General features: G+C 58.1%; 20 protein-coding genes and 1 riboswitch. Of the genes, 3 read left to right on the top strand and 17 right to left on the bottom strand.

Features of this window, described 5'->3' with window-relative positions; translation table 11 throughout:
- Positions 1-402: 402 nt before the first annotated feature.
- The gene (locus tag F1381_RS13305) at positions 403-573 is read right to left on the bottom strand and encodes a type II toxin-antitoxin system antitoxin (RefSeq protein WP_151735346.1); all 171 of its coding nucleotides are present in this window, start codon (positions 571-573) and stop codon (positions 403-405) included.
- A gap of 12 nt (positions 574-585) precedes the next feature.
- A complete protein-coding gene (locus F1381_RS13300; protein WP_151735345.1) occupies positions 586-1,425 on the bottom strand; it encodes an SPFH domain-containing protein in 840 nt (279 codons plus the stop codon).
- A 192-nt stretch (positions 1,426-1,617) separates the two neighbouring features.
- Here F1381_RS13300 and F1381_RS13295 point away from each other — a divergent pair, with 192 nt between their 5' ends.
- The gene (locus F1381_RS13295; protein ID WP_151735344.1) at positions 1,618-1,800 is read left to right on the top strand and encodes a transcriptional regulator; all 183 of its coding nucleotides are present in this window, start codon (positions 1,618-1,620) and stop codon (positions 1,798-1,800) included.
- 159 nt (positions 1,801-1,959) lie between these two features.
- Here the strand turns inward: F1381_RS13295 and F1381_RS13290 are convergent, their stop codons facing one another.
- The 5 genes from F1381_RS13290 to metA form a co-directional block, all read right to left on the bottom strand.
- Positions 1,960-6,321: a bifunctional 2',3'-cyclic-nucleotide 2'-phosphodiesterase/3'-nucleotidase gene (locus F1381_RS13290; RefSeq protein ID WP_151735524.1), complete on the bottom strand. Its 4,362-nt coding sequence runs from the start codon at positions 6,319-6,321 to the stop codon at positions 1,960-1,962.
- A 505-nt stretch (positions 6,322-6,826) separates the two neighbouring features.
- The gene (mqnC, locus tag F1381_RS13285) at positions 6,827-7,963 is read right to left on the bottom strand and encodes a cyclic dehypoxanthinyl futalosine synthase (protein WP_151735343.1); all 1,137 of its coding nucleotides are present in this window, start codon (positions 7,961-7,963) and stop codon (positions 6,827-6,829) included.
- Between the two features lie 212 nt (positions 7,964-8,175).
- Positions 8,176-9,339: a trans-sulfuration enzyme family protein gene (locus F1381_RS13280; protein WP_151735342.1), complete on the bottom strand. Its 1,164-nt coding sequence runs from the start codon at positions 9,337-9,339 to the stop codon at positions 8,176-8,178.
- Complete coding sequence (locus F1381_RS13275; RefSeq protein ID WP_151735341.1) at positions 9,339-10,532, bottom strand: aminotransferase class I/II-fold pyridoxal phosphate-dependent enzyme; 1,194 nt, start codon at positions 10,530-10,532, stop codon at positions 9,339-9,341. The genes F1381_RS13280 and F1381_RS13275 overlap by 1 nt, the downstream gene beginning before the upstream one ends.
- 54 nt (positions 10,533-10,586) lie before the next feature.
- Positions 10,587-11,504 (bottom strand): homoserine O-acetyltransferase MetA, encoded by a 918-nt coding sequence (metA, locus tag F1381_RS13270; protein ID WP_151735340.1) that lies wholly within the window; start codon positions 11,502-11,504, stop codon positions 10,587-10,589.
- A gap of 114 nt (positions 11,505-11,618) precedes the next feature.
- Positions 11,619-11,748: riboswitch (SAM riboswitch) on the bottom strand.
- Positions 11,749-11,951: 203 nt separating this feature from the next.
- On the opposite strand from metA, the gene F1381_RS29075 reads away from it, so the two are divergent.
- Positions 11,952-12,074 (top strand): hypothetical protein, encoded by a 123-nt coding sequence (locus tag F1381_RS29075; protein WP_281349911.1) that lies wholly within the window; start codon positions 11,952-11,954, stop codon positions 12,072-12,074.
- Between the two features lie 97 nt (positions 12,075-12,171).
- Complete coding sequence (gene corA / locus F1381_RS13265; RefSeq protein WP_151735339.1) at positions 12,172-13,107, top strand: magnesium/cobalt transporter CorA; 936 nt, start codon at positions 12,172-12,174, stop codon at positions 13,105-13,107.
- Between the two features lie 92 nt (positions 13,108-13,199).
- On the opposite strand, the gene F1381_RS13260 is transcribed toward corA, so the two are convergent.
- The 10 genes from F1381_RS13260 to F1381_RS13215 all read right to left on the bottom strand — a co-directional run bounded on the left by F1381_RS13260 (position 13,200) and on the right by F1381_RS13215 (position 23,686).
- Positions 13,200-13,565, bottom strand: a complete 366-nt coding sequence (locus F1381_RS13260; RefSeq protein WP_151735338.1) for a hypothetical protein — start codon at positions 13,563-13,565, stop codon at positions 13,200-13,202.
- Positions 13,566-13,837: 272 nt separating this feature from the next.
- On the bottom strand, positions 13,838-14,857 hold the full coding sequence (locus F1381_RS13255; RefSeq protein ID WP_151735337.1) for an HRDC domain-containing protein: 1,020 nt from the start codon (positions 14,855-14,857) through the stop codon (positions 13,838-13,840).
- Positions 14,858-15,071: 214 nt separating this feature from the next.
- Complete coding sequence (locus F1381_RS13250) at positions 15,072-15,959, bottom strand: ROK family protein (protein ID WP_246188016.1); 888 nt, start codon at positions 15,957-15,959, stop codon at positions 15,072-15,074.
- A 200-nt stretch (positions 15,960-16,159) separates the two neighbouring features.
- Positions 16,160-17,803 carry a cobyrinic acid a,c-diamide synthase CobB gene (locus tag F1381_RS13245; protein ID WP_151735335.1) on the bottom strand — a complete coding sequence of 548 codons (1,644 nt, stop codon included), beginning with the start codon at positions 17,801-17,803 and terminating at the stop codon, positions 16,160-16,162.
- Positions 17,790-18,917, bottom strand: a complete 1,128-nt coding sequence (locus F1381_RS13240; protein WP_151735334.1) for a cobalt-precorrin 5A hydrolase — start codon at positions 18,915-18,917, stop codon at positions 17,790-17,792. The genes F1381_RS13245 and F1381_RS13240 overlap by 14 nt, the downstream gene beginning before the upstream one ends.
- Entirely contained in the window at positions 18,914-19,705 is a 792-nt protein-coding gene (gene cobM, locus F1381_RS13235) for a precorrin-4 C(11)-methyltransferase (RefSeq protein ID WP_151735523.1), read from the bottom strand. Before cobM ends, F1381_RS13240 begins: the two co-directional genes overlap by 4 nt.
- Positions 19,706-19,710: 5 nt before the next feature.
- Positions 19,711-20,418 carry a precorrin-2 C(20)-methyltransferase gene (cobI, locus tag F1381_RS13230; RefSeq protein ID WP_151735522.1) on the bottom strand — a complete coding sequence of 236 codons (708 nt, stop codon included), beginning with the start codon at positions 20,416-20,418 and terminating at the stop codon, positions 19,711-19,713.
- Between the two features lie 137 nt (positions 20,419-20,555).
- Entirely contained in the window at positions 20,556-21,827 is a 1,272-nt protein-coding gene (gene cbiE, locus F1381_RS13225) for a precorrin-6y C5,15-methyltransferase (decarboxylating) subunit CbiE (RefSeq protein WP_151735333.1), read from the bottom strand.
- Complete coding sequence (locus tag F1381_RS13220) at positions 21,820-23,031, bottom strand: cobalt-precorrin-5B (C(1))-methyltransferase (protein WP_151735332.1); 1,212 nt, start codon at positions 23,029-23,031, stop codon at positions 21,820-21,822. Before F1381_RS13220 ends, cbiE begins: the two co-directional genes overlap by 8 nt.
- Position 23,032: 1 nt before the next feature.
- Positions 23,033-23,686: a precorrin-8X methylmutase gene (locus F1381_RS13215; protein WP_151735331.1), complete on the bottom strand. Its 654-nt coding sequence runs from the start codon at positions 23,684-23,686 to the stop codon at positions 23,033-23,035.
- Positions 23,687-23,697 lie beyond the last annotated feature (11 nt).

Below are 23,697 nucleotides of genomic sequence, written 5' to 3'. Positions count from 1 at the left end.
GTGAATACGCTGAATTCTGCGGTCAGGCTGATTATCCACGCAACAAAAAACACCCGTCCCGCATAGGGACGAGTGCTATACCCGTGGTTCCACCCAAATTCAATTCCTCTCATTGTGAGGAATCCTTCGTCAGCATGGGGATAACGGCCATGAACCGGCGGTTCTTACCATCCCGTCTCCGGGAGTTCATAACCGCAGCTACAAAGGGGTAGCTCGAATGCCGAAAGCCGGAGGAAATTGCAGCCCAGGTTCCCTCTCTCTGCACGGTTCGGAGCAATCGCGCCATGTCTTTGTCAACGCTGATAAACGTGAATAATGGATAATTATAAAGCTGTCCCCCGCTCCCGTCAACCCTGCAGGCTGCTGTATATTCAGGCAGCAGGCGGGCCGGAGCGGGAGAAGCTATTCCTCTTTGCGCGAGCGGTCCGGCAAACGTCCGGCCCGCTTTAGAGACTCGCGCAGCAGATACTCAATATGCCCGTTAACGCTGCGGAATTCCTCGCCCGCCCAACGCTCCAGCGCTGCGTACAGGTCGGGGTCGATCCGCAGCGGGAAGCTCTTCTTGGCGGCCATTGCAATTCACCTCTAATACAGCGAGCCGGCATTGATGACCGGATTCGCTCCGCGTTCGGATACAATAGCGACCATCAGGTTGTTAATCATCGCCGCCTTGCGTTCTTCATCCAGCTCGACGACACCGTTCTCCTTCAGCTGGCGGATCGCCATATCCACCATGCCTACGGCGCCTTCAACGATGAGCTGCCGCGCCGACAGAATGGCGGAAGCCTGCTGGCGCTGCAGCATGGTGCTGGCAATCTCGGTGGAGTAAGCCAGATGCGTCAGCCGGGCTTCCAGCACCTCAACCCCGGAAATCGCCAGACGCTCCTGCAGCTCGACCGCCAGCTCCTTGGCGATCTCATCGGCATTGGCCCGCAGCGACATTCCGGAATCCTTGTAGTTGTCATAAGGGTATTTGCTGGCCACATGACGCAGTGCCGTCTCGCTCTGGATTTCCACGAAAGCCATATATTGATCGACATCAAACAGCGCCTTGGCCGAATTGACGACTTTAAATACCACCACCGCGGCGATCTCGATCGGATTGCCTTCCACATCGTTGACTTTGAGCTTCACGCTGTTGAAGTTACTGACCCGCAGCGAGACTGTCTTACGGATGCTGAACGGAATGACTGCCCACAGACCGCTTACGGCAATTGTGCCGACATACTTCCCAAAGAACGTTACAACCACCGACTTGTTAGGCTGTACCACGGTTATACTCGTGCAGAGCACCCCGGCAATAAAGAACAGGATAAAGGGCAGAACGTTGTAATCCTGCGCGGTGTAGACTCCGCCGGCCGCACAAATGACGATCAGTGCTACCACCCAGAAGCCGCTGACGGGACGCAAAACTTTCTCCTCCATGATAAACCCTCCAATAGATATGGTTTTGATATTTATATGATATCACTTTTGGATACTACTGTAAATCCCGAAATAATAATTTTCACTTCCCGTGAACAAGCCACAAATCTCACAGAAATTTTAAATATCCTATTCTAAAATAAAGTCCTGATCAGCGCTCAAATTCAAAAATTGAAGAAGGACGTGGGAAACATGACTGTTAAAGAGCAAGTGCTCGACATTATTAAAGCTTCGGACAAGCCGCTCAGTGCAGGCGAAGTGGAGAAGCTGTCCGGGCTGGAACGCAAAGCCGTCGATAAAGCTTTCACCGAGCTAAAGAAGGAAAATGCCATTGTTTCTCCGATTCGCTGCAAATGGGAAGCAGCCGTCAAGTAATGCTACCTGACTAAGAGTGATGAACGACTCGTACACAAGGGCTTCCGGCAAAAAAATATGCGCCTCCGCACAACAAAGACCCATGCGAATAGACGCATGGGTCTTAGTTTGGTTATCAGCGGTTGGGGCCTTCTGCAGGAGGCTGCCCTGCCTGAATAATCATGAGGCCTTAAGTTCCAGCATCCGGTATACAATTACTGCTGCCTGTGCCCGGTTCGCAGCCGTCTTCGGTGCGAATTTGCCGCCGCTCATGCCGTTCACGATACCCAGCTCAGTAAGCTGCGCTACCGCAGTCTGAGCATAAGGGGCAATAGCTCCCTTGTCGGAGAATTGGTCGAGAGAACCTTTCTCCGCGTTCTGTAATTGATCCTTCATCGCATTGGCAATCATGATTGCCATTTCTTCGCGGGTAATCTGCCGTCCGGGCTCGAATCTGCCGTTGCCGGAGCCTTGAAGCAGACCTGTCTGGACCGCGGCTGCAATCGGCTGGGAATACCAGACGCCTGCCTTCACATCGGTGAAGGCTGCCGGTGTTCCCGTCGCCTCCAGGCCAAGAGAACGCACAAGCATTGCCGCAAATTCGGCGCGGGTTACATTCTTGGTCGGAGCGAAGCTGCCGCCGCCGACACCCTGGAGAACACCCTTGCTGACCAGCTCATTGATGGCATCCTGTGCCCAGGCTACGTTGCCCAGGTCGCTGAACACCGGCACCGCTGCAGGAGTCGGGCTTGGGGCTGCAGTAGCAGCCGGTGCAGGCGTTGCCGATGGCGCTGCTGTTGCGCTTGGCTTCGGTGTTGCCGTCGGCGCAGGCGTCGACGGAGAGCCGCCTCCCGGAGCGCTCAGGACATTGGTAATGCGTCCGTCCAGCTTGGAGGTAATGGCACCGCCCTTGAAGGTCTTCACGATATAATCATAGAACACATCCAGATCGATCGGTCCGGCCAGCGAGTCACTGGCTTTGGTCAGTACACTGTAATTGTCGCCGCCAGCGGCCATAAAGTTGTTCACTACTGCCGTGTAGCTCTGCGTCATGCTGATCGGTGTACCATCCGCTTTCGTCAGACTGGTTACACGCTGTGCTACTGGTAAATACATATGGGCGGTGTACTTCAACCCGGAAATTTGCAGTGTCTTAATGTCTTCCGTTCCGTCCGCTTTGACATTCCACTGCTGCTGCAGCAGCGTCTTGATCTGTTCACCTGTCAGGGTGAGCTTCACCAGTGTGTTGCCGAACGGCTGGATCTTCGCCAGGTCTCCGAAGGACACATTGCCCTTTGGCAGATCGGCGCGGATGCCGCCCGGATTCATGAAGGCGAAGTCTGCAGCGCCTTTACCATCGCCGAAATCGGCAGTACGCATAGCTTCGGCAATCAGGTTGCCAAGGTTCGATTCTTTGGTGTACGCATCAGTCTTGGTAATGGTGCCGTCCGTTGTGCCTACCGGCTGGGTCAGCTCCGGGTGCAGCGCCAGATACTTATCAACGAGAGCCACCGTTTCAGGATCTGGTGTGATGCCGTCCTGATAAGTTGTTGTAACGGTTGCCGATTTGCTCTTCACGTGGCCGGTTGCCCCGTCAATGACCAGCTTGATATCTTCAAAAGCGGTGCCGTAAGAGTAAGCCTGCACAATCAGCTTGCCGTTGACTTCACCGTTGGCCAGCGCATGGTTGTCGCCCGCTACGATGACATCAACCGGAGAGTCCGCCGGCAATGCTTTCGCCAGATCGGCGGCTTCGCCTGTCGTTTCATTATTCTTAGTCGTGGCTGGATCATGGGCCAGCACCACAATTGTCTCTACCTTTTGAGCCTGCAGCTCCTTGGCATATTTCTCAATGGCTGCTACTTCCTCTTCAAGGGTCAGGAAGCGCACGCCTGCCGTACCGGCTGGCGATACCTTGGCTGGTGTAGCTTTGGTTACCGTGCCGATAAAGCCGATCCGGACACCGCCGACTTCTTTAATGACATAAGGGTTAATGATCGGTTTGCCGGTAGTGGCATCTACGGCATTGGCATTGACATAATCGAAATCGGAGCCGGCATGCGTAACCTTCCCCTCTTTAGGATCAACGCCACCGTAAAGCTGGGCCATCAGCGCCGCAACGCCCTGGTCGAACTCATGGTTGCCAAGGCTGCCGACATCGAAGCCCATCATGTTCATCCACACATGGGTCGGCTCGTCGCGTTCCAGCGAGGATACCGGCGCGGAAGCACCAACCGAGTCACCGTTATGGAAGAGCAGCGAGTGCTCATATTTGGCCTGGGCCTGCTTCAGATAGGCAGCCAGCACTGCGGCTGTACCCACTTTTTTGTCGCCGACGAAGGAAGTCGTGTCGAGCTGGCCGTGAAGGTCATTGATACCGATCAGATGCACTTCAATATCACCGGCCGGCTTCGCAACATCTGCCTTCAGATTGAGATTGTATACTTCGAAGCCACTGGTGTTCTGGACGCCGGTATCCGTAATCGATCCGTCAGCCGGAAGCGCATGAACACCGTTCGGGGAAGACGTGAAGGTTACGCTCACATTGCCTTGGATGGGCGCAATCGACCAGTTGTTGTCGGCCGGATGGATAACGGTACCTGCTTCCTTGATGTAATCCATCAGCACCTGGCGGTTCTCTTCCTGGGTATCGAGGACCATCGGCGCCCCTTTGACACCAGGGAAGTTGCCGCCGCCGCTGGCGCGGTAGTTATTGGTTACAACGATAAATTCCTGATCGAGATCCAGCGGCTCATTGTTGTAAGTAATTGAAGTCACGCGGCTGGAGGTCTGATCATTGTAGGAACCGTCAGGCTTGTACTTGGCATTCTTAGTTACATCAATCGTGTACTTAATGCCGTCGATAATATCGAAGTTAAAGACAGAAAAAGCAGGATTCAGCAGGGATTGCGGCGTGGAGATGCCCGGCTTGATCCGGTTGTACATGCCCGCGCTCATTTCCACCCACTCTTTAACTGTGGAACCGGGAACCTTGATCGCTTTCAGGGTATTGTCATAAAGATACAGGTCGCTTGCCCCGCGGATGGTCAGCGGACCGGCCTCAATTTCAGTATATTCCCCCGCACCGTTCCGGCCGGCCTTGAAAGGAGCGCCCACACTTAGAATTGGCAGACTCCGGTACTGGGCCAGCGTGTCGTCGGTATTGATCAGATCGGATACATAACGCTGCTGTGCGTAGGTTACGATCTGCACCGTCGGATTATCCTGCACCAGGGCAAAATAGCTGTTCATCGGGATTGCCGTTTCGCCGAGCGGCTGATTGACATACTCAATGGTTGCCTTATGGTCGGCTGCAACGGCCGCCTGCACAGCCTTATCCGGCTCAACAGTGGAGTAATTCTGCTTATTCTCCGTCCGGTAGATGGAGCGGGTCGAAGCTTTGGAAGCTTCCTTATTCACCTTCCAGCCTTGGCCGTCCTGCTCCAGCTTCAGGTCGATCAGGCCCAGATAAGCCCCGCCGTAGCCGGCTTGTACGGCCGGAACGCCGTTGATGTGTCCGTTAACGTTATCAATGACGGCTACGCTGCTGTTATACGGAGCCTTGGTGGCTGGATCGATAAACGAAGCGTCCAGGCTGCCGTTATTCCCGTTCGTCGGAAACACCTTGTGGGTATGCGAGAACGTAATGGCATCGATGCCCGGAACTTTACTCAATGCATTAATGTCATTCTCGGAAAGGGTGCCGGTGGCTGCCGCATCAAAGCCGGTATGGGCCATAACGACAATAACATCTGCTTTTCCTTCCATTTCCGGAACAAATTTCTTGGCCGTTTCGGCAATGCCCTTGGTGATAACCTTTCCTTCCAGATTCACCTTGTCCCATTCCATAATCTGCGGAGTGGCCAGACCGAGTAAGCCGACCTTTACGGTATGCTGCTGATTGTCGCTGCCCACCACGGTTTTATTAAGAATAATGTATGGCTGATATTTGTTGACATCATTATCCGGATTCTTGTCATGATCATCCACATAAATATTGGCATTCACGTAAGGGAAGTCCGCCCCTGTATCCGCTGCCCCGCCGCTGATCGCCCGGTCCAGATAATCCAGTCCATAATTGAATTCATGATTGCCGAAAGTCGCCGCATCGTAATCCATAACATTCATAGCTGCGATCATTGGATGAACCCGCTCCGGTTCACCAGCGAAATCCGTTTCCTTTGCCAAATAAGTACCCAGTGGAGTTCCCTGGATCAGGTCGCCGTTGTCGAGCAGCAGATTGTTCTGGTTCTGCTTGCGGGCTTCGTTGACCAGCGCTGCAGTCCGGTCGAGACCGACCGTAAGCGACGGTTGATCCTTGAAATAGTCCCAGCCGTACACGTTCGTATGTACGTCCGTTGTGCTCATCAGCCGCAAATCAACGGTTGTCCCGGTTGCGGCAGGGGCAGCCTGCTCACCGGCAGCCTCCGCCTTGGCGGTTCCCAGTGCCGGTCCGGCGAGGATTCCGCCGAATAACTGCGCGGTAAGTACCGTACCGGCCACCACAGCAGCTATCGGCTTGTTCCATCCTGTTTCTTTCATCAACTTGTAAACCTCCCAGTGTCTTTTTAAAAAATATAGGCGCACATCAGCTTGCTGCCTCCGAACCCTTATATTCCCTGCAAAAGCCATGACCGCTCCTGTTACAGGAGGTCTTGCTCCGCCTGTGACGAAAGAAATTGTACTGCACAACCAGGCGGCAATCTATCATTTTGCATTAACTGGAATTGCGTGTTTTGTAAAATTTGCAAGTGTCAGATACTAGAGCTGCTGGGATGATGGGGCCAAAAGCATATCTATATAAAAAGGCTTACCTATCCCTTTCGCTCCGATGGATCGCAGATGATAGACAAGCCCTTCGCTGTTATGTATTAACAAATTATACAAATCAATATATATCATATTCACTTTCAATCCCGCTATCACTCTTTGGTACCATATTTTGATATAACCATTCTTCGCACCAAAAAAGCCTATTCCTCTATCCATATGGAATAAGGAATAGGCTTTACGATACAAACTGCAATCCTTCAACGAAAGGGTACTGTCAGTTCTGCATCACGAAATCATTGTCCACCTTGGCGTTAACATCGTCGAACACCCGCAGAATGTCGTAGCGCGTGTTGCGCTGCGCCGGGATCTTGCCCGCTGCGCGGATGATATTCAGCGTCTCCTGAATGTTGACCTTGTGGGTAGCGCCGGCCGAGGATACGACGTTCTCTTCAATCATCGTACTGCCGAAATCGTTGCAGCCATACTGCAGCGACAGCTTGCCGATCTCAGGTCCCATCGTGACCCAGGAGGACTGGAAGTTCTTGATATTGTCGAGAACAAGGCGGCTGATAGCCACCGTCTTCAAGTATTCCTCCGGAGTCTGGCGTTCCAGCTTCAGGTTGGTGTTGTCCGGCTGGAAGGTCCAGGAGATGAAGGCCAGGAAGCCTTCCGAATCATAACCGTTCGCGATACATTCGTCCTGCGCCTCCCGTACGCGCAGCAGGTGCAGCGCCCGCTCTTCCAGGCTTTCGCCCAGGCCGATGACCATCGTGGCGGTGGTGTTCATGCCGATCTTATGCGCTGTCTGCATCACGTCCATCCAATCGCGCCAGGAGCCCTTCAAGCGGCTGATCTTGCGGCGGGTGCGGTCGTCGAGAATCTCGGCGCCCCCTCCGGGCAGAGAATCAAGACCGGCGGCATGAATCTCGCGCAGCACCGTTTCCAGCGGCAGTCCGGAAACCTCCTGCATCTTCTTGATCTCGGCCGGCGAGAAGGAATGCATCGTAATCTCCGGGAACCGCTGCTTGATCCCGCGCAGGATATCGGTATAATAGCTGAACGGCAGGTTAGGATTGGTGCCTCCCTGCATCAGAATCTCCGTGCCGTTAACGGCGATCGTCTCGGCGATCTTCTGATAGATCGTCTCGTCGGGAAGAACATACCCTTCCTCCGAGCCCGGCCGCCGGTAAAAGGCGCAGAAGCGGCAATATACATCGCAGACATTAGTGTAGTTGATATTGCGGCCGATCACGAATGTGGCCAGCGGCTCGGGATGCCAGCGCTTCATAATGACATCGGCGGCGGCCCCCATTTTCTCAATCTCATTGCTCTCGAACAGCCGGACTGTGTCTTCCAGTTGCAGACGTTCGCCCTTCAGCGCTTTGTCCAGAATAAGGTCAATTGCACTCATTCGTTCGCAGCCTCCCATCAAATCCATATCATTGGTCAGTAAGTTATCATAGCAGTTTAAGTCTATGGATAGCAGTCATTCTCTCATGGTAACACAATCGCCGATACTTGAAAAAGGTTCTGACAAAATAAAACCCCGCTCCGCGGGGTTTGTAACTATAGCAGGCGGCTGTACCCGGTCCTCCCGGGCCAGCCGCCAGCCTCTGATTATCCTTACTCTGCAAGCGCCTGCTCCAGGTCGTTGATCAGATCCTCGATCGCTTCCAGGCCGACCGAGAAGCGCAGCAGCCCGTCGGTAATGCCGCGCCCCACGCGCACTTCCGCCGGCATCGCCGCATGCGACATCATCGCCGGATAGGAGAGGATGCTCTCCACGGCGCCGAGGCTGACCGCCACCAGCGGCAGCTTGACCTTGTTCAGCACTTTCTTGGCCCGTTCTCCCGAGCCTACGTCGAAGGAGACCACTGCGCCGTATCCCGTGGACTGGCGCTCATGAATCTCCCGGCCCGGGTGCTGGGCCAGCCCCGGGTAGAACACGGCGGCGATGTCGTTGCGGGCATCGAGCCAGGCCGCCAGTCTGGCCGCGCTCCGCTCGCTGTGCGCCATCCGCGCCTCCAGCGTCTTCATGCCGCGCATCAGCAGCCAGCTCTCCTGCGGGGCGAGCACGGTGCCGAGCCCGTTCTGCAGCATTTTGAGCTGCGCGCCGATCTCCGGCGTGCGGGCGACGGCAAGGCCGGCCAGCACGTCGCTGTGGCCGCCGAGGAATTTGGTCGCGCTGTGCAGCACGATATCGACGCCCTGCTCAATCGGCCGCTGATAGTAAGGCGTCATGAACGTATTGTCGAGGATCGTCAGCAGATTGTGGCTGCCCGCCCAATCGCAGACAGCGGATACATCAGTAATCTTCAGCGTAGGATTGGACGGCGTCTCCATATATACGGCTTTGGTGTTCGGCTGCAGCGCCGACTTCACCTGCTCCAGATCCGTCATGTCCACAAAAGTGCTCTCAATATTCATCCGGCTTAAGATCAGCGTCAGCAGCCGGTATGTACCGCCGTACACATCCTCCGTCACGATGACATGGTCTCCGGCGGACAGCATCAGGAAGGTGCTGGAGATGGCCGCCATGCCCGAGGCATAGGCGAAGCCGCGTACACCGCCTTCCAGCAGGGCGATATAATCCTCCAGCGCCTGGCGGGTCGGATTGCCGGAGCGGCTGTAGTCATGCAGCGGAGGATTATGGATATCCTCATGGTGAAACGTGGATGCCTGGTAAATCGGAACGCTGGAAGCGCCCGTTGCCTTGTCAATCTCTGCACCGAAGTGCAGCAGCCGGGTGGAAAATTGCAGTTCGTCCTGGTTATGGTCCCGGCTCATTATTGTTGTCCCCCTTCAGTCAATCCTTCTCCGGTTTCACGCTGCGCCGCCTCCAGGGCCTGACCCAGATCGGATATCAGATCCTCGGCATGCTCAATGCCTACGGAGAAGCGCAGCAGCCGGTCGTCGACGCCGACGGCATCGCGGATTTCCACCGGAATGTCGGCATGGGTCTGCACGGCAGGATAAGTCATCAGCGATTCCACGCCGCCGAGGCTCTCGGCGAAGGCGATCAGGCGGATATGCCGGAGCAGAGGCTCCACATATCTGGCGTCCTTGACTTTAAAGGAAAAGATCCCTGTATTGCCCGAAGACTGGCGGTTCTGAATCTCATAGCCGGGATGATCCGGGAGTCCGGGATGGAACACTTCGGCCACCGCCGGATGCTCTTGCAGATAGCGGGCCACCGCCAGCGCATTGCTCTCATGGCGCTCCATGCGCAGCGCCAGCGTCTTCATGCCGCGCATCAGCAGATAGCTGTCATTCGGGGACAGCACCGCGCCGAGCGAATTGTGCAGAACGGCCATTTCCGAAGACAATTCCGCGCCCTTGGTGACGATCAGACCCGCCAGGACATCGTTATGCCCGCCCAGGTATTTGGTTGCGCTGTGGACTACGATGTCGGCTCCCAGCTCCAGCGGCCGCTGGAAGAACGGGGTCAGCAGTGTATTATCTACAATAGTGAGCAGCCCATGCTGACGGGCCCATGTACACACTGCAGAGATATCGGTAATCATCATCAGCGGATTGGTCGGTGTCTCGATGAAGACGGCTTTGGTCTCCGGCCGCCGGGCCGCTTCCAGCCCGTCCAGATCGTTCGTATCCACATAGGAGGCGCTGATGCCGTATTTGGAGAGAATCCGTTCCAGCAGCCGGTAGGTTCCGCCATACAGATCCAGCGAGACAATCAGATGGTCGCCTTGTCCAAACAAGGTGAACACCGTGGTGAGCGCCGCCATCCCGGAGCTGCAGGCAAAGCCGGCGTCGCCGGACTCCAGCTCCGCGGCCGCCGTTTCCAGTACGGAACGGGTCGGGCTTTTGGTGCGGATATAATCGAAGCCCGTGCTTTGTCCGAGCCGCGGATGGCGGAATGCGGTGGAATTATAAATCGGATAATTGACCGCGCCGGTAGCGGGGTCCTCCTGCGAGCCTATTTGCGCCAGTCTGCTTTCAATCCTCAGTTTCTCGTCCATCGTTCAGTAAGCCTCCTAAATGTGTGGTGGGATGTACCTGATTCTTTATATAGTTCAAATAATCGGGCCAATGTCGTAGGGCGTTTCCTGGTATACATAGTAATTCAGCCAGTTGGCGAACAATAAGTTGGCATGGGCCCGCCATACGGCCGGCGGCGAGGCTTGCGGATCATCGTTCGGATAGTAATGCTTCGGCAGCGCGATATCCATACCCTTGGCGACATCCCGGTCGTATTCCCACTTTAAAGAGAAAGGATCATATTCGGAGTGCCCGGTTACAAAGATCTGTCTTCCGTCCAAAGTGGCAACCAGATACACACCGGCTTCTTCGGACTCGGCCAGAATCTGCAGATCGGGACAGGCCTCAATATCTTCACGCGAGACGTCGGTATGCCGGGAATGCGGAACGTGGAACAGCTCGTCGAAGCCCCGCAGCAGCTTAACATTATTGTGGTTCACCGTGTGGGAGAATACACCGAAGCATTTCTCCTCCAGGCTCACCTTGCGGACGCCGAAATGGTGATACAGACCCGCCTGGGCCGCCCAACAAATATGCATGGTCGAGGTGACGTTATCCTTGCTCCATTCGAAGATTTCCTGCAGCTCTTCCCAATAGTTCACATCTTCGAATTCGAGCTGCTCCACAGGTGCGCCGGTGATGATCAGCCCGTCAAAACGGCGGTGCTTGATCTCCCCGAAGGTGGTATAGAAGCTGCGCAGATGGTCGGCCGATGTATTCTTGGAAGTGTGGGAGCTCGGATGCAGCAGCACCACATCCACCTGCAGCGGTGAATTTCCGATCAGGCGCAGCAGCTGCGTCTCCGTCGTTTCCTTGGTCGGCATGAGATTAAGAATGGCAATCCGCAAGGGGCGGATGTCCTGGTGAAAAGCCTGGCTTTCCCCCATCACAAATATATTTTCTCCGGACAGCACTTCTTTGGCCGGCAGCGTATCGGGAATTTTAATCGGCATGGCTGCATTCACTCCTTTATCATTTATGATTGTTCACCGGAGGGGTCCTGATAACCTAAAAATGACCTCACTCCGAAGAGAAAGGTCATATCTGCTGTAAAGTCATATGCGCCTCTCTCATCTGTCAAAGACGCCAGCCGGAAGGGTATTCCGGGCGTGGTCTCTGCAAGAATTAGCACCGTGCGCCTGGGCGCCGGTTGCCGGGTTTCATCGGGCTAGTCCCTCCACCTGCTCTTGATAAGATTTCGCTGTATTCAGTTGGCCAAGCTAAACATCTGCAGATGTTTTTTCTTAAAAATCACTTTAAATCATGAACCTCCTTTTCGTCAAGTCATACAATGCTGTGGGGCCCTGTAAAGCTGAAGAATTTGTCTTGAAAGAGGGTACCCCGGGCGTTATACTAGACAAGTGTTTTACCACTATGACGAAAATTGAGGTGAGAGAAGAATGGAAGGCGACCCGGGTACGCAGTTAAGCGTGCAGAACGAGCAGCCACACAGGACGATTATCAGCTTGCCGGCCGGCGCGGCATTTCATTCTTTTGCCACCGTACCGTCATCGGGTCTGTAACCCCTGATGGGATCACCGGCCAAGCTGATTTCTTCCCTGTGCTTAATTAAGCATGTCCCGCCGCCTGAGCGGAGCGGATGATGAAGGAGTGAATCAGATGAAAATTCGGCTGGTGAATTCGGGCGTATTTACGCCTGTAGACGACCTGCAAACCACACTTACGGCCCCTGCCGAGGGCTTCTACTGGATTGATGCCGATGTGGAGGATCTGGAGCTGCTCCAGCCTTTGTACAATCTGCATGACCTGGCCGTAGAAGACTGCCTCAGCGAAGAGGAACAGCGGCCCAAGATTGAAATTTACGAAAGCCATTATTTTATCGTTGTTAACAGCATCCGTTTTGATGATGAAGAGATTTTTCTGCGGGCGCTCAATATCTTTCTCGGCAGACATTTCATTATTACCGTCACCAAGCAGAAGATCAACGAACTGCGCATCCTGAAGCCTATTCTCTGGGAGCAGGAAGTCAGCGAAGCGGACCGTTTCCTGTACCTGCTGATCGACCTTGTAGTGGACAATTACTTCTCGGTCGGCGACCGGATTGAAGCGCGCATTGAGAAGCTTGAGGAAGACATCCTCATGCACACCAAGAAGTCGCACCTGAACGAAATTATCGGTCTGCGCAGTGAAATTCTGTGGCTGAAGAAGATGCTCGGTCCCCAGAAGGAAGTCGTCAACACGCTCAACAAAAAGGATCTCCGGCTGATTGACGACCAGCTGCAGAAATACTTCAGCGACATCTATGAAAATGCGGTCAAAATCTCTGAAACCTTCGAGACCTACCGCGATCTCATGGGCAACTTGCGCGAAGCCTATCAATCCAGCATTGCCAACCGTGCGAACGAAATCATGCGCGTGTTCACGGCAATTACAACGATATTCATGCCGCTTACGGTCATCACCGGTATCTACGGAATGAACTTCGACAATATTCCCGAGACGCATACGCAATACGGCTATTACGGCGTCATCGGCGTAATGATTACACTAGGCCTTACCATGCTGCTGATCTTCCGCAAGAAGGATTGGCTATGAACCTAAACGAACGAAGTCCAAAGGACGAAGACGACCTGCCGGAAGGCATGGGAAGCTTCGTCCTTGTTGCAGTTATAACGCTTCTCCCTGCACTACTGCCTCTCTCCAGAAAGATTTATATTAAATCTGATCCAGCGATCAAGTTCTTCTTTACTGAAATAATTTACACCATTGTAGGTTAAATACTTCAGGGATTGTTCAGGGTTCCATGAGGCTTTTTCAGTATTCTTCTCGATTTCCAAGTCTTTAATAATAAAATAAAATTCCCCTTCTTGCATACTTAGATAATGCGCGGCCTCTTCAAGAGTTAACAATCCTTTTTCATATAAGGAAAAGCCATCCGTCTTAACAACATATGACCGTTCTTTAATGCTTCGTGCGATCCAGATTCCTGAGAACAATATAGATCCAGCCAATAGTACAGAACTTATTAACAATACAGGTTTTATCCCCTTCACTAAACCATCCCCTATTATATTTTATATATTTCCATATTATTGAATTGGATGGCATTCATCAATGCGATAAAGTTCAAGGGTATTACTTTGGGCTGATCATGAATGAACGCCTGAAAATAATACCCTGTTTGTATCGTTCGGGCTCTGCAACTCACTTCGGATTCATCTCAAGTCAGCAATATTAGCTGAACCGGCATAACATATCCTCTTGCTTTAAAAAGCACCCAGAGGATCTTTAGTGCTGCGGCATTCTTTGAGAAAAATGCATAAACTTAAGAAGAGCTAGCCATTGTTAAAGAAGCATCCTGCTCCCTCCGGAACCGGATGCGCAGCAGCCGCAGGCGTTCATAATAAAGATCCAGCCCCTCCGCAGGTGCGAAGCTCTCTCCGTATACCTTATGAAGCACAGGCTTTAGAAAAGTGTCGCCCAGCAGCTCAAACCCGGTCATGATGTCCGCCTGTTCAGCGGGCGGCACATCGCGCAGTTCATGCTCAATAAGCTTGTCGACGGAGTAGCCTTCCTTCTCAAGTTCTTCAACCGCCTCCAGCACTTCGCGGCGGCTGACCCCGCTGGCCGCCTTCAGCTCCTCCATACCCTGCCCGCTCCCGATCCCCTGCAGCAGCACGCGCCGCAGCCGCAGCCGCTCGAGCTGCTTCTTATATTTCTGCTCCTTCTGCCTGTACAGCCAGGAAGTGAAGTCCGTCTCGTCTACCGCAGCCTTAACCCACTGCAGCGGAAAATCATGCCCGCGCTCTACAGCAGCGGTAACGGCGAGCCACTCGCTGCCGTACTGGGCCGCCTTGGCTTCACCGACGCCCGGCAGCTGCAGCAGCTCTTCCTCTGTACGCGGCAAGAACGCACTGAGCATGCGCAGCAGCCGGTTGCTCGCCAGAATATAAGGTGCTTTGCGTTCGCTTGAGGCCTTGCCTCTGCGCCAGGCGCACAGCTCCTCATACACCGCCTCGTGGCTGTACAGCTCGCTGTAATACTGCAGCTTGAGCTGCTCCTGACTGCGGGCACCGAGACTGTCCTCCTCATGAAATACACCGTCGATCAGCGGCCGGTACCCGTCGCCCATCTTGATGGCCAGTTCATGCCTGTACACACAGAGCATTTCATTCCAGGAGCCGCCCTCATACCAGATACTGTCCCCTGTCTCCGACATTCCCGAGAAGTCGCGCCAGCCCAGATGCCACACGCCTTCCTCCTCGCCGATCCACAGCTGGGCAAATACCTCACGTTCCTCCTCCCCTGACGTTCTGCTCAAACGGTTCATAAATACGATCTGCATCCCGATCCCTACCTTCCTTGTCTTGCAGCAAGCATCGCCTGCGCGCCGGGCTGAAGCCAAGAAGGCCGGATTTGATGCTCCCCGCAGCTTCTTCCTTCCGCGCACAAAAAAAAGCACCCCTTCCACGCCGCTTGGCGTAAAAGAGGTGCTCCCTCATTCATGCTATACTGTTAAATCCTAGGATACCATATATTGCCGAAGAGTCAATCTCTTTTTAGTCAGCGCTCTTTCGGAGCGCCAGCCTGGCCAGCCCGAGCGCCCCGGCCAGTCCGGCATTGTCGCCCAGCGCCGGCGGCACCACATAACTTCCGATACCCGCATTCAGCGCGGAATGCTGCACATAACCGGCCAGCAGCTCTTGCAACTTGCGGTGGATCAGCGGGTACAGCTGGCTTTGCTTCATAACGCCTCCGCCCATAACAATCTTCTGCGGCGAGAGGATCAGCACATAATTCATGAGGGCATGCGCGAGATAGTGTGCTTCCATTTCCCATGCCGGATGATCCTCCGGCAGCTCGCCCGCCGGTCGTCCCCAGCGCTTGCCGATCGCCGGTCCGGCCGCCAGTCCCTCCAGACAGTCGCCGTGATACGGGCAGAAGCCCTCGTACGGGTCCTCCGGATGACGCCGGACAACAATGTGGCCCATTTCGGGATGGGACAAGCCGTGGATGAGTTCACCGCCGGCCACCGCACCCGCCCCGATGCCGGTGCCGACTGTAATATAGAGGCAGCTGTCCAGCCCTTTTGCCGCCCCCCAGGTATATTCGCCCAGCGCTGCGCCATTGACATCCGTATCGAAGCCGATTGGTACAGAAAGATGTCCGGCCACAGCCCCCACCAGATTAAAGCTTCCCCAGTGCGGTTTCGGAGTTGTTGTAATATATCCATAGGTAGGACTGCCAATAACGGGGTCTATCGGACCAAACGAACCGATCCCCAGCGCTTCCACCTGTTTTCCGGCAAAATAGTCCAGCACATGCCCCATCGTCTCTGCAGGCGTAGTGGTCGGAAAGCTCACCCGGTCGAGGACCTCTCCGTCCTCATGGCCGATGCCGCATACAAATTTCGTTCCTCCCGCTTCAATCGCTCCCAGTAATTTCAAGCGCAGCACACTCCCTTCGCAGGCCTGTCCGGCCATCTTACGTGTCTGCCGATTCAGGCAAGACAGCGCTCACACGGTAACATTATACGTGGGCTGATCTGCCATAACAAGCGGGGAATCCTGCGGTTATAGGCCTGCCTGTTAAAGCAGCATTTGAAGCAAGATTGCTGAAATCACGGGGGCGATGCTGATAAAGCAAACTACAACCCGCCGTTATTCTTCCGTCCGGCATAGGTCCGGCAGACTTCCACAAGCCGCAGCGCCGCCTGCCGGTTAGAAGCCAGGTGAATATGCGTATAGGACGCCAGCACATTGCCGGCTGCGTAGCCCTCCGGCCGCGTTCCCGACCGGCCTGTGCTCTCATAGGCCGGGTGGTCCGGCGCTTCCCCGGCGTACATCATCTCCGAGTAATGGAACTCATGGCCGCGCAGACGCTCCCCTGCCCGCAGCAGGAGGTGGTCCTGAAGCGCGGTCACCTCGCGGTAGCCAAGCGCGGAGCGGCGCGCGCGCATGACGGTATCGGCGGGAATAACCCCCGCCATCTCATGCCGTACGCCGGCCCGGTCGCTCAGACTGCGGGCCAGCACCATGTAGCCGCCGCATTCGGCGTACAGCGGCATCCCGGCGGCAGCGGCGCGGCGCAGCCCCTCAAGGAAAGCGGCATTACTGGCAATCGCTGCGGCGAATTCTTCGGGAAAGCCGCCGCCGAGCATAATGCCGTCCGCGCCCGGCGGAATTCCCTCGCCGGCCAGCGGGCTGAAGAAGACGAGGCGTGCGCCGGCTGCTGCCAGCAGCTCCAGGTTATCGGCGTAATAGAAATTGAACGCCGCATCGCGGGCGACGGCCAGGACAGGGCAGGCCGCTTCAGCGGCAGGCTGCAATGCGGACGGATGAGCGGCGGCATCGGAAAGTACCGGCCGTTTAAGTGGAGCGCTCGCTGCGTCAGATGCCGTGGGCGCAGCGGGATCATCGGAAGCGCTCGCTGCGCCAATTGCCGCGGGCGCAGCAGGCTTTCCGGGAGCGCTCGCTGCTCCGGCGGCGAGGGCTGCTTCCGGCGGCGCAGCCGGGCCGCCCACCGGCTGACGCGCCTCCGCAGCGGAGGCGAAGGCCGCAGGCCACGGGAGCGGCGGCGCGGCCCGGGCAATCTCCAGAAGCCGGCCGAGATCCGTGCCGGCTTCCAGCGCATCGGCGGCGAGCCCGAACAGGCTCTCCAGCTCGCCCCTTTCCACCGCCGGCAGCAGCCCCAGATGGCGCTCGGGAATCTGCAGCGCCCCGTCCCGCGCGAGCCAGCCGAGGACGGGGATGCCGCAGGCGGCCTCGATCGCCGTCCGCACCAGGCGGAAGTGCTCCAGGCTGCCGCAGCGGTTGACGATCACCGCTGCGATATGGACGCGCGGCTCCAGCCGCTGAAAGCCCAGCACCACCGCAGCGGCGCTGCGCCCCATGCTGCGCGCATCGACCACAAGCAGCACCGGAGCCGCTGTCAGAATGGCAATCTCGGCGGTGGAGCCGGCCAGCCCGGTGGCTTCTTTGCCGTCGTAGAGCCCCATGACACCCTCGATGATGGCCAGATCCGCCCCGGCGGAGGAACGCAGAAAATAATTCTGCAGATACCCCTCCGGGGTCATCCATGAATCAAGATTGCGGGCCTCGCAGCCCGCGGCCGCGCTGTGATAGGCAGGATCGATGTAATCCGGCCCGCACTTAAAGCCCTGCACCCGCAGGCCGCGCCGCGCGTAAGCGCGCATCAGACCCAGGGTGACTGTCGTTTTGCCGGTGCCGCTGCCGGTTCCGGCCACAATCAGCCGGGCACGCTGTTCCCCGCTGCCGTTAATCGCATTCATAACACGGCTCCTCTCCATCCGTCCAAGGAATCCGGGCTACGGCGACCGTTACATTGCCGCTCTTCAGCTTCGGCTGTACCAGCTCCGCCGCGCCCGCCGACAGCAGCGCCGCCGGCTCGCAGACCCCGTAGGCGCCCGTCGCCCGGAATACGACATCGGACGGCGCCGCTAGAGTGACCCGGTTCAGCTCCTCGGGTGTATACAGCTGCAGCTCCCAGCCGTACTTGGCGCATAACGCAAGCAGACCGGCCTCATCGCCCTTGATCGAAGCGGTAGCTACATTCCGTACGCTCCGCAGGGACAGCCCCAGCCCGGCCAGCGTATCCGCCGCCACAGCTTCAAGCTCCGCCGCCGCGCTGCCGCGGTTGCAGCCGAGCCCCAGCACCAGGCTGCGCGGGCGGTAGATCACCGTCTGTTCCGGCAGCAGCGCCCGCTCCCCGGCGCTGAGCACCCGGTCGGTGATGACAATCGCGGCCGCCCAGTCTGTGCCGGCAGCGGCCATTTCGGCCAGCCCTGTAAACAGCGCCGCATGCTCCGGCAGCCGGGCGCCGGGAGGCAGCCAGTCCCGCTCCCCGCAGGTCTGCACAATAGCAAGCGGTCCGCCGTTCACCAGCGCGGCGCTCACTGCCTTCAGCGGCGCGGACGGCTCCGCCTGCCAGCCGAATTCACGGCCCAGCAGGTCCACCGCGAAGCTGCCCTGCACATCCGAGGCAGTCGTAATAACCGGATGGCTGCCGAGCAGCTCCGCAATGCGCAGCGTCAGCCGGTTGGCCCCGCCGAGATGTCCGGAGAGCATGCTGATCACATGCTCTCCGCGCTCGTCGATGACGACGACGGCGGGATCGGCCGTCTTGTGCTGCAGCAGCGGAGCGATCAGCCGCACGGCTGCGCCGAGCGAGAAGAACAGGATCAGCCCCTCATACCGCCGGAATAATTCCGGCAGCAGCGCCTTAACCGGTCCGGCGAACACCCGCCGCTCTCCCGGCACCTCCGCCAGATCCTCGCAGTATTTGGCGAAGCAGTATACTTCCGTATCCTTCATGCGCCCGGCCAGCGCAAGCGCCAGCCGGATGCCTCCCCGCGTAATGGCGACGGCGGCGTATTTCTTAGTCATGGCCGTTCGGTTCCTTCCCGGTAGCCGTGGGTGAAGGCTTGATCGTACAGCTTCGAGCGGTGGGCATCCCGGTCTGACAGTCCGGGATCAAGCGCCCAGCCGGCCAGAATCATCGCCTGCCGGGTGATCCCGGCCGCCTTCAGGTCGCCCTCCAGCCCGGATACGGTGGTACGCACGATCCGCTGATCCGGCCAGGTGGCCCGCTCAACGACGGCCACCGGCGTGTCCGGGCTCCAGCCGGCGGCGAGGAATTCTGCCGCGGCCTGCCCGGCCAGCGAGGCGCTGAGGAACAGCGCCACCGTGCAGTGATGCGCGGCCAGCTCCCGCAGCCGCTCCCGCTCCGGCACCGGAGTGCGTCCTCCGGCGCGCGTCAGGATGACCGTCTGCGTCAGCTCAGGCACCGTCAGCTCTGCGCCGACCGCCGCAGCCGCCGCGAATACGGAGCTGACGCCGGGCACGATCTCGCAGCCGATGCCCAGCAGCTTCAGCAGCGAGATCTGCTCCAGAATCGCCCCGTACATGGCCGGATCGCCGGTATGCACCCGGGCGACGCTTCTCCCGGCCTGCACCGCTTCCGCCATCACGGCGATCTGGTGCTCCAGATCCATGCCCGAGCTCTGCAGCACCTTCGCGCCTGCCTTCGCCTGCGCGATCAGGTCCTCGCTGACCAGCGAATCGGCGTACAATACGAGATCGGCCGCCCGCAGGATCCGCCGGCCCTTCACCGTAATCAACTCCGGGTCACCGGGACCGGCGCCGACAATATATACCTTCGGTTCCAGCAGTATTTCCGTCATTTGCTCACCACCATCAGGCTTAAATACTCCAGCTTGGCGCCGCGCAGCTCCCTTGCGTCGTGCCATACCCGCTCGCTGCCTGAGGTTGCCTTGGTCACCACCGAGGCTTTGTCCGCCAGGCCCATTTCGTCCAGTACATCAAGCACCAGATCCAGCACCTTCGCCACCTTGAGGAATACGACCGTATCATGATGGAGCAGCGCTTCCTGCAGCGCCGCGCGGTCCTCCGTCGCCGGAATGATGCCGACCCGCTGGTCGCTGTCGGCCAGCGGGCGGCCGAGCGAAGCGGCGGCGCCCAGGACGGAGGAGATGCCTGGCACAGACACAATAGGCACTTCGGGATGCAACTCCTGCATCAGCCGGGCCAAATGGATAAACGTGCTGTACAGATGCGGATCGCCCTCGGTCACAAACGCAATGTCGTTACCCCGGCGCAGCTCATCCCAGCACAGCTCAGCCGTCCAATTCCAGCCGTTCGCCAGCTGCAGCGGGTCCTTGGTCATCGGAAAAACGAGTCCCAACATCGTCTTCTCCGCTGCATTCACATGCAGCTCAATGATTTCCTGGGCGTAGGATTTACCGCCCTTCTGCGCTGCCGGATAGGCGATCACCGGACATTCCATCAGCAGGCGGCAAGCCTTGAGTGTAATCAGCTCCGGATCGCCGGGTCCGACGCCAATTCCGTACAGGATACCGGACTTCACCGGGCTGGACAGCTCTCCTTGCCCGTGAATACTGTCCCGGCTCGATTCGGGTGTCTGTTGTTCAGCGCCGGCGCTTCCAGCCGCCTGCTCTGTGTGTAGGGAAACCTTAACGGTTTCCGCAGCATGTTTGCCCACTGTTATATCCCCCTTTGAATATCATCCGCAGCATGATGCTCCACGCCCGGTTTCTCACCCTTGACGACATAAACCGGATTCAGCCCTTCGAAGCGGGTCATTCCGCCGATCGGCTTGCCCCGTGAGGCCTGCAGCATGGTAACCTCCGGCATAAGTCCGGCCGCTTCCATCGCCTTCATGGCGCCGTGCAGCGTCTCGACGGTAATCGCCGTAACGACAATTCTGCCGCCGGGCCGCAGCCGGACCGCACTGAGGGCGACGATATTCGCCAGCTCCCCGCCGCTGCCTCCGACAAATATCGCGTCCGGATCGGGCAGCCGCTCCAGCCCCTCCGGCGCTTTGGCGCGGATAATCTCATAATCCGCACGGAATTTCAGCCGGTTGGATTCCATGTTCGGCAGATTTACCGCTTCTTTTTCCACGGCGTACACCCGGCCCTGACAGGCAATCCGCGCACATTCCGCCGCCACGGCCCCGGAACCGGAGCCGATGTCCCAAACCACTGCCGCCGCGCTCAAATTCAGCTCCGACAGCGCCAAAGCGCGCACCTCGCGCTTCGTAATCAGTCCTTTATCCGGACGCCGCTGCGCGAACGCCTCATCCGGGTAGGCAAAGCCGCGCCGGAGACGGTGCTCCATGTTTTTTTGCCGCAAAATCACGGTATTCAGCCCGGAGAACGCCCCGTCCGCCTGCTCAGCCAGCTCAGCCAGCTCCCAGAAGCCGCAGCTCTCCCCCGGTCCGCCCAGCTCTTCACAGACAAAAGCCTCGTACTCCGTCATGCCGAATTCCAGCAAATAAGCGGCGATCCGTGCCGGAGAGTTCCGGTCATCGGTCAGAAGCGCCACTTTGCGCCTGCCGTCGATGCGTTGGGCCAATCCCCTGATCGGCCGGCCGTGGAGGCTAATCAGCTCGGCATCCTGCCAGCTGTCACCCAGCCTGGCAAACGCCAGCTGCACACTGCTGTAATGCGGAATGATCTCGACCTGCTCCGGTCCAAATCTCTGCACCAGATAACCGCCGATGCCGAAGAACAGCGGGTCGCCCGATGCCAGCACCACCGCACGCCGCGTCAGCCGCACCTCCTCCAGCCTGCCGGCAAAAGCGGCCAGCCCGCCCTGCAGGGCGATTTTTTGCCCGCCGTAATTTGTAAAGAAAGCCAGCTGGCGCTCTCCGCCCAGCAATACTTCGCTGTCCTGAATGAGCCCGAGGCTTCTCGGAGATAGTCCCCCCGCGCCGTCCTCGCCGATGCCAATGACATAGATGATATTATCCACAGATTTCCGCCCTTCCCAGCACGCGGCCCTTCATCGTAATGAGCACCATTTCCACCGTCATCCCCCCGCTCACATGGTCCAGGCAATGGCGGCAGGCATGCTCGCATATTCGCTCAAAAAACAGCCCGTTCCCCGCCTCCGTCATCATATCCACCACCTGGGCGGCCGTATTGGCGGCGGCTATAGCTTCCAGCACCTCCGGCTCTGCTCCAGTCTCAGCGGCAACAGCAGCCAGAAAGCCGAAATCGACCGGGGCATTCCTGGAATGAATCAGCATCGCTCCCTTCGCGACCTTGGAGAACTTGCCGGCCATGCCCACCAGCGTCACTTTGCGGATGCCGTGAGCCTTGGCGTGGCGGAGGGAGAACCCGACATATTCGCCCATCTGGACAAAAGCCTCCTCCGGCAGCTCCCCAAACATGGCCTGCGCAGCTTTCTCGCTGCTGCCGCCCGTGGTCAGCACAATCCGGCGGCCGCCCGATGCGGCGGCGACGGAAATCGCCTGCACGACGCTTGCCTTGTACGCCTCGGTCGAGAACGGCGTCACCACGCCGCGTGTGCCGAGGATCGAGATGCCGCCGACGATTCCAAGGCGCGGATTCAGCGTCCTGACGGCAATCGCCTCGCCCTCCGGCACGCTGATGATCACCCGCATGCCCTGCGCCGTTCCGTATTCGTCCAGCGCTTCCTCTACCGCCTCGCGGATCATCCGCCGCGGCACGGGATTGATCGCCGCTTCGCCGGGCGGCAGCGGCAGGCCGGGCTTCGTCACCCGGCCGACGCCCCGGCCGCCGTCGATCGCAACGCCCGGCTCCGCCCGCCAGCTGACGGTGGCCTCGATCAGCGCCCCATGGGTGGCGTCCGGATCGTCGCCGCCGTCCTTGACCGTGGTGCAGGTCACCGCTCCGCAAGCCTCCCGCCGCCACCCGGCCAGCGTGAAGCGGTGCCGGAACCCGGCCGGCAGCTCCAGCTCAACCGATGGCGGCGCTTCGCCGGTGAGCAGCAGCAGCGCCGCGCCTTTGGCCGCTGCTGCCGCGCAGGCGCCGGTGGTGTAGCCCCGGCGCAGCGGGCCCGGCGGAGCCCCGGCCGCCGGGGACTCGCCGCCATAGCCGGCGGCCGGAGGTTCCGGCTGGCCTGCGGGGCTCTCCGGGCGGCCTTCCTGCCGGGCCGCCGCGCTTGCTCTGCTGCCGCGCTCTCCGCCCATCCTAAGCCTCCTGCCGGACGGCAAGCAGGCTGAGCGCGTTGAGCGCGGCCACTACCACCGTGCTGCCGCCCTTGCGTCCGATATTCGTGATATATGGAATATCCAGCCGGCGCAGCTCGTCCTTCGATTCCGCAGCCGAGACGAAGCCGACCGGCATGCCGATCACGAGGCCGGGCTTGGCTGCGCCTTCCTTGATCAGGCGGATCAGCTCCAGCAGCGCCGTCGGGGCGTTGCCGATGGCGTAAATGCCGCCCGGCTCCGCCCGGCAAGCTTTGCGCATTGCCGTGATGGCGCGGGTAGCGCCCAGCTCCCGCGCTTCCTGCACGACATCCGGGTCGCTGATATGCACCCTGACCTCACACCCATACTGTGCCAGGCGCGGCTTCGAAATTCCCGCCTCCACCATCCGCACATCGGCAATCACCGGCTGCCCGGCATGGATAGCGGCAATCCCTGCCGTGATTGCTTCGGGGTGAAATACCATGCTGCGCCCCAGCTCAAAATCGGCCGAAGCATGAATAATCCGCTGCACGACCGGAAACTGGTCGGCAGTAAAAGGATGCGCACCCAGTTCCTGCGCAATAATCTCAAAGCTCAGATTCTCGATTTGCTGCGGCTCCACCGTCAGCGGCTTGAATTCTGTACCAAAATCCATTGATTCTTCCT

Source organism: Paenibacillus tengchongensis (assembly GCF_008973665.1).
Lineage (GTDB): Bacteria > Bacillota > Bacilli > Paenibacillales > Paenibacillaceae > Paenibacillus_AQ > Paenibacillus_AQ tengchongensis.
The sequence above is the reverse complement of the archived record's forward strand: the minus strand, read 5'-3'. Positions and strand labels throughout refer to the sequence as shown.

Coding starts and splice junctions, on each gene's coding strand:
- mqnC (WP_151735343.1), bottom strand. CDS start 7,963: ATGAGTGCAATTGACCTTATTCTGGACAAAGCGCTGAAGGGCGAACGT.
- F1381_RS13220 (WP_151735332.1), bottom strand. CDS start 23,031: ATGGGCGGAGAGCGCGGCAGCAGAGCAAGCGCGGCGGCCCGGCAGGAA.
- F1381_RS13215 (WP_151735331.1), bottom strand. CDS start 23,686: ATGGATTTTGGTACAGAATTCAAGCCGCTGACGGTGGAGCCGCAGCAA.
- F1381_RS13295 (WP_151735344.1), top strand. CDS start 1,618: ATGACTGTTAAAGAGCAAGTGCTCGACATTATTAAAGCTTCGGACAAG.
- F1381_RS13245 (WP_151735335.1), bottom strand. CDS start 17,803: ATGAATGCGATTAACGGCAGCGGGGAACAGCGTGCCCGGCTGATTGTG.
- F1381_RS13300 (WP_151735345.1), bottom strand. CDS start 1,425: ATGGAGGAGAAAGTTTTGCGTCCCGTCAGCGGCTTCTGGGTGGTAGCA.
- F1381_RS13290 (WP_151735524.1), bottom strand. CDS start 6,321: ATGAAAGAAACAGGATGGAACAAGCCGATAGCTGCTGTGGTGGCCGGT.
- F1381_RS29075 (WP_281349911.1), top strand. CDS start 11,952: ATGGAAGGCGACCCGGGTACGCAGTTAAGCGTGCAGAACGAGCAGCCA.
- F1381_RS13240 (WP_151735334.1), bottom strand. CDS start 18,917: ATGACTAAGAAATACGCCGCCGTCGCCATTACGCGGGGAGGCATCCGG.
- F1381_RS13305 (WP_151735346.1), bottom strand. CDS start 573: ATGGCCGCCAAGAAGAGCTTCCCGCTGCGGATCGACCCCGACCTGTAC.
- F1381_RS13255 (WP_151735337.1), bottom strand. CDS start 14,857: ATGCAGATCGTATTTATGAACCGTTTGAGCAGAACGTCAGGGGAGGAG.
- corA (WP_151735339.1), top strand. CDS start 12,172: ATGAAAATTCGGCTGGTGAATTCGGGCGTATTTACGCCTGTAGACGAC.
- F1381_RS13280 (WP_151735342.1), bottom strand. CDS start 9,339: ATGAGCCGGGACCATAACCAGGACGAACTGCAATTTTCCACCCGGCTG.
- F1381_RS13275 (WP_151735341.1), bottom strand. CDS start 10,532: ATGGACGAGAAACTGAGGATTGAAAGCAGACTGGCGCAAATAGGCTCG.
- metA (WP_151735340.1), bottom strand. CDS start 11,504: ATGCCGATTAAAATTCCCGATACGCTGCCGGCCAAAGAAGTGCTGTCC.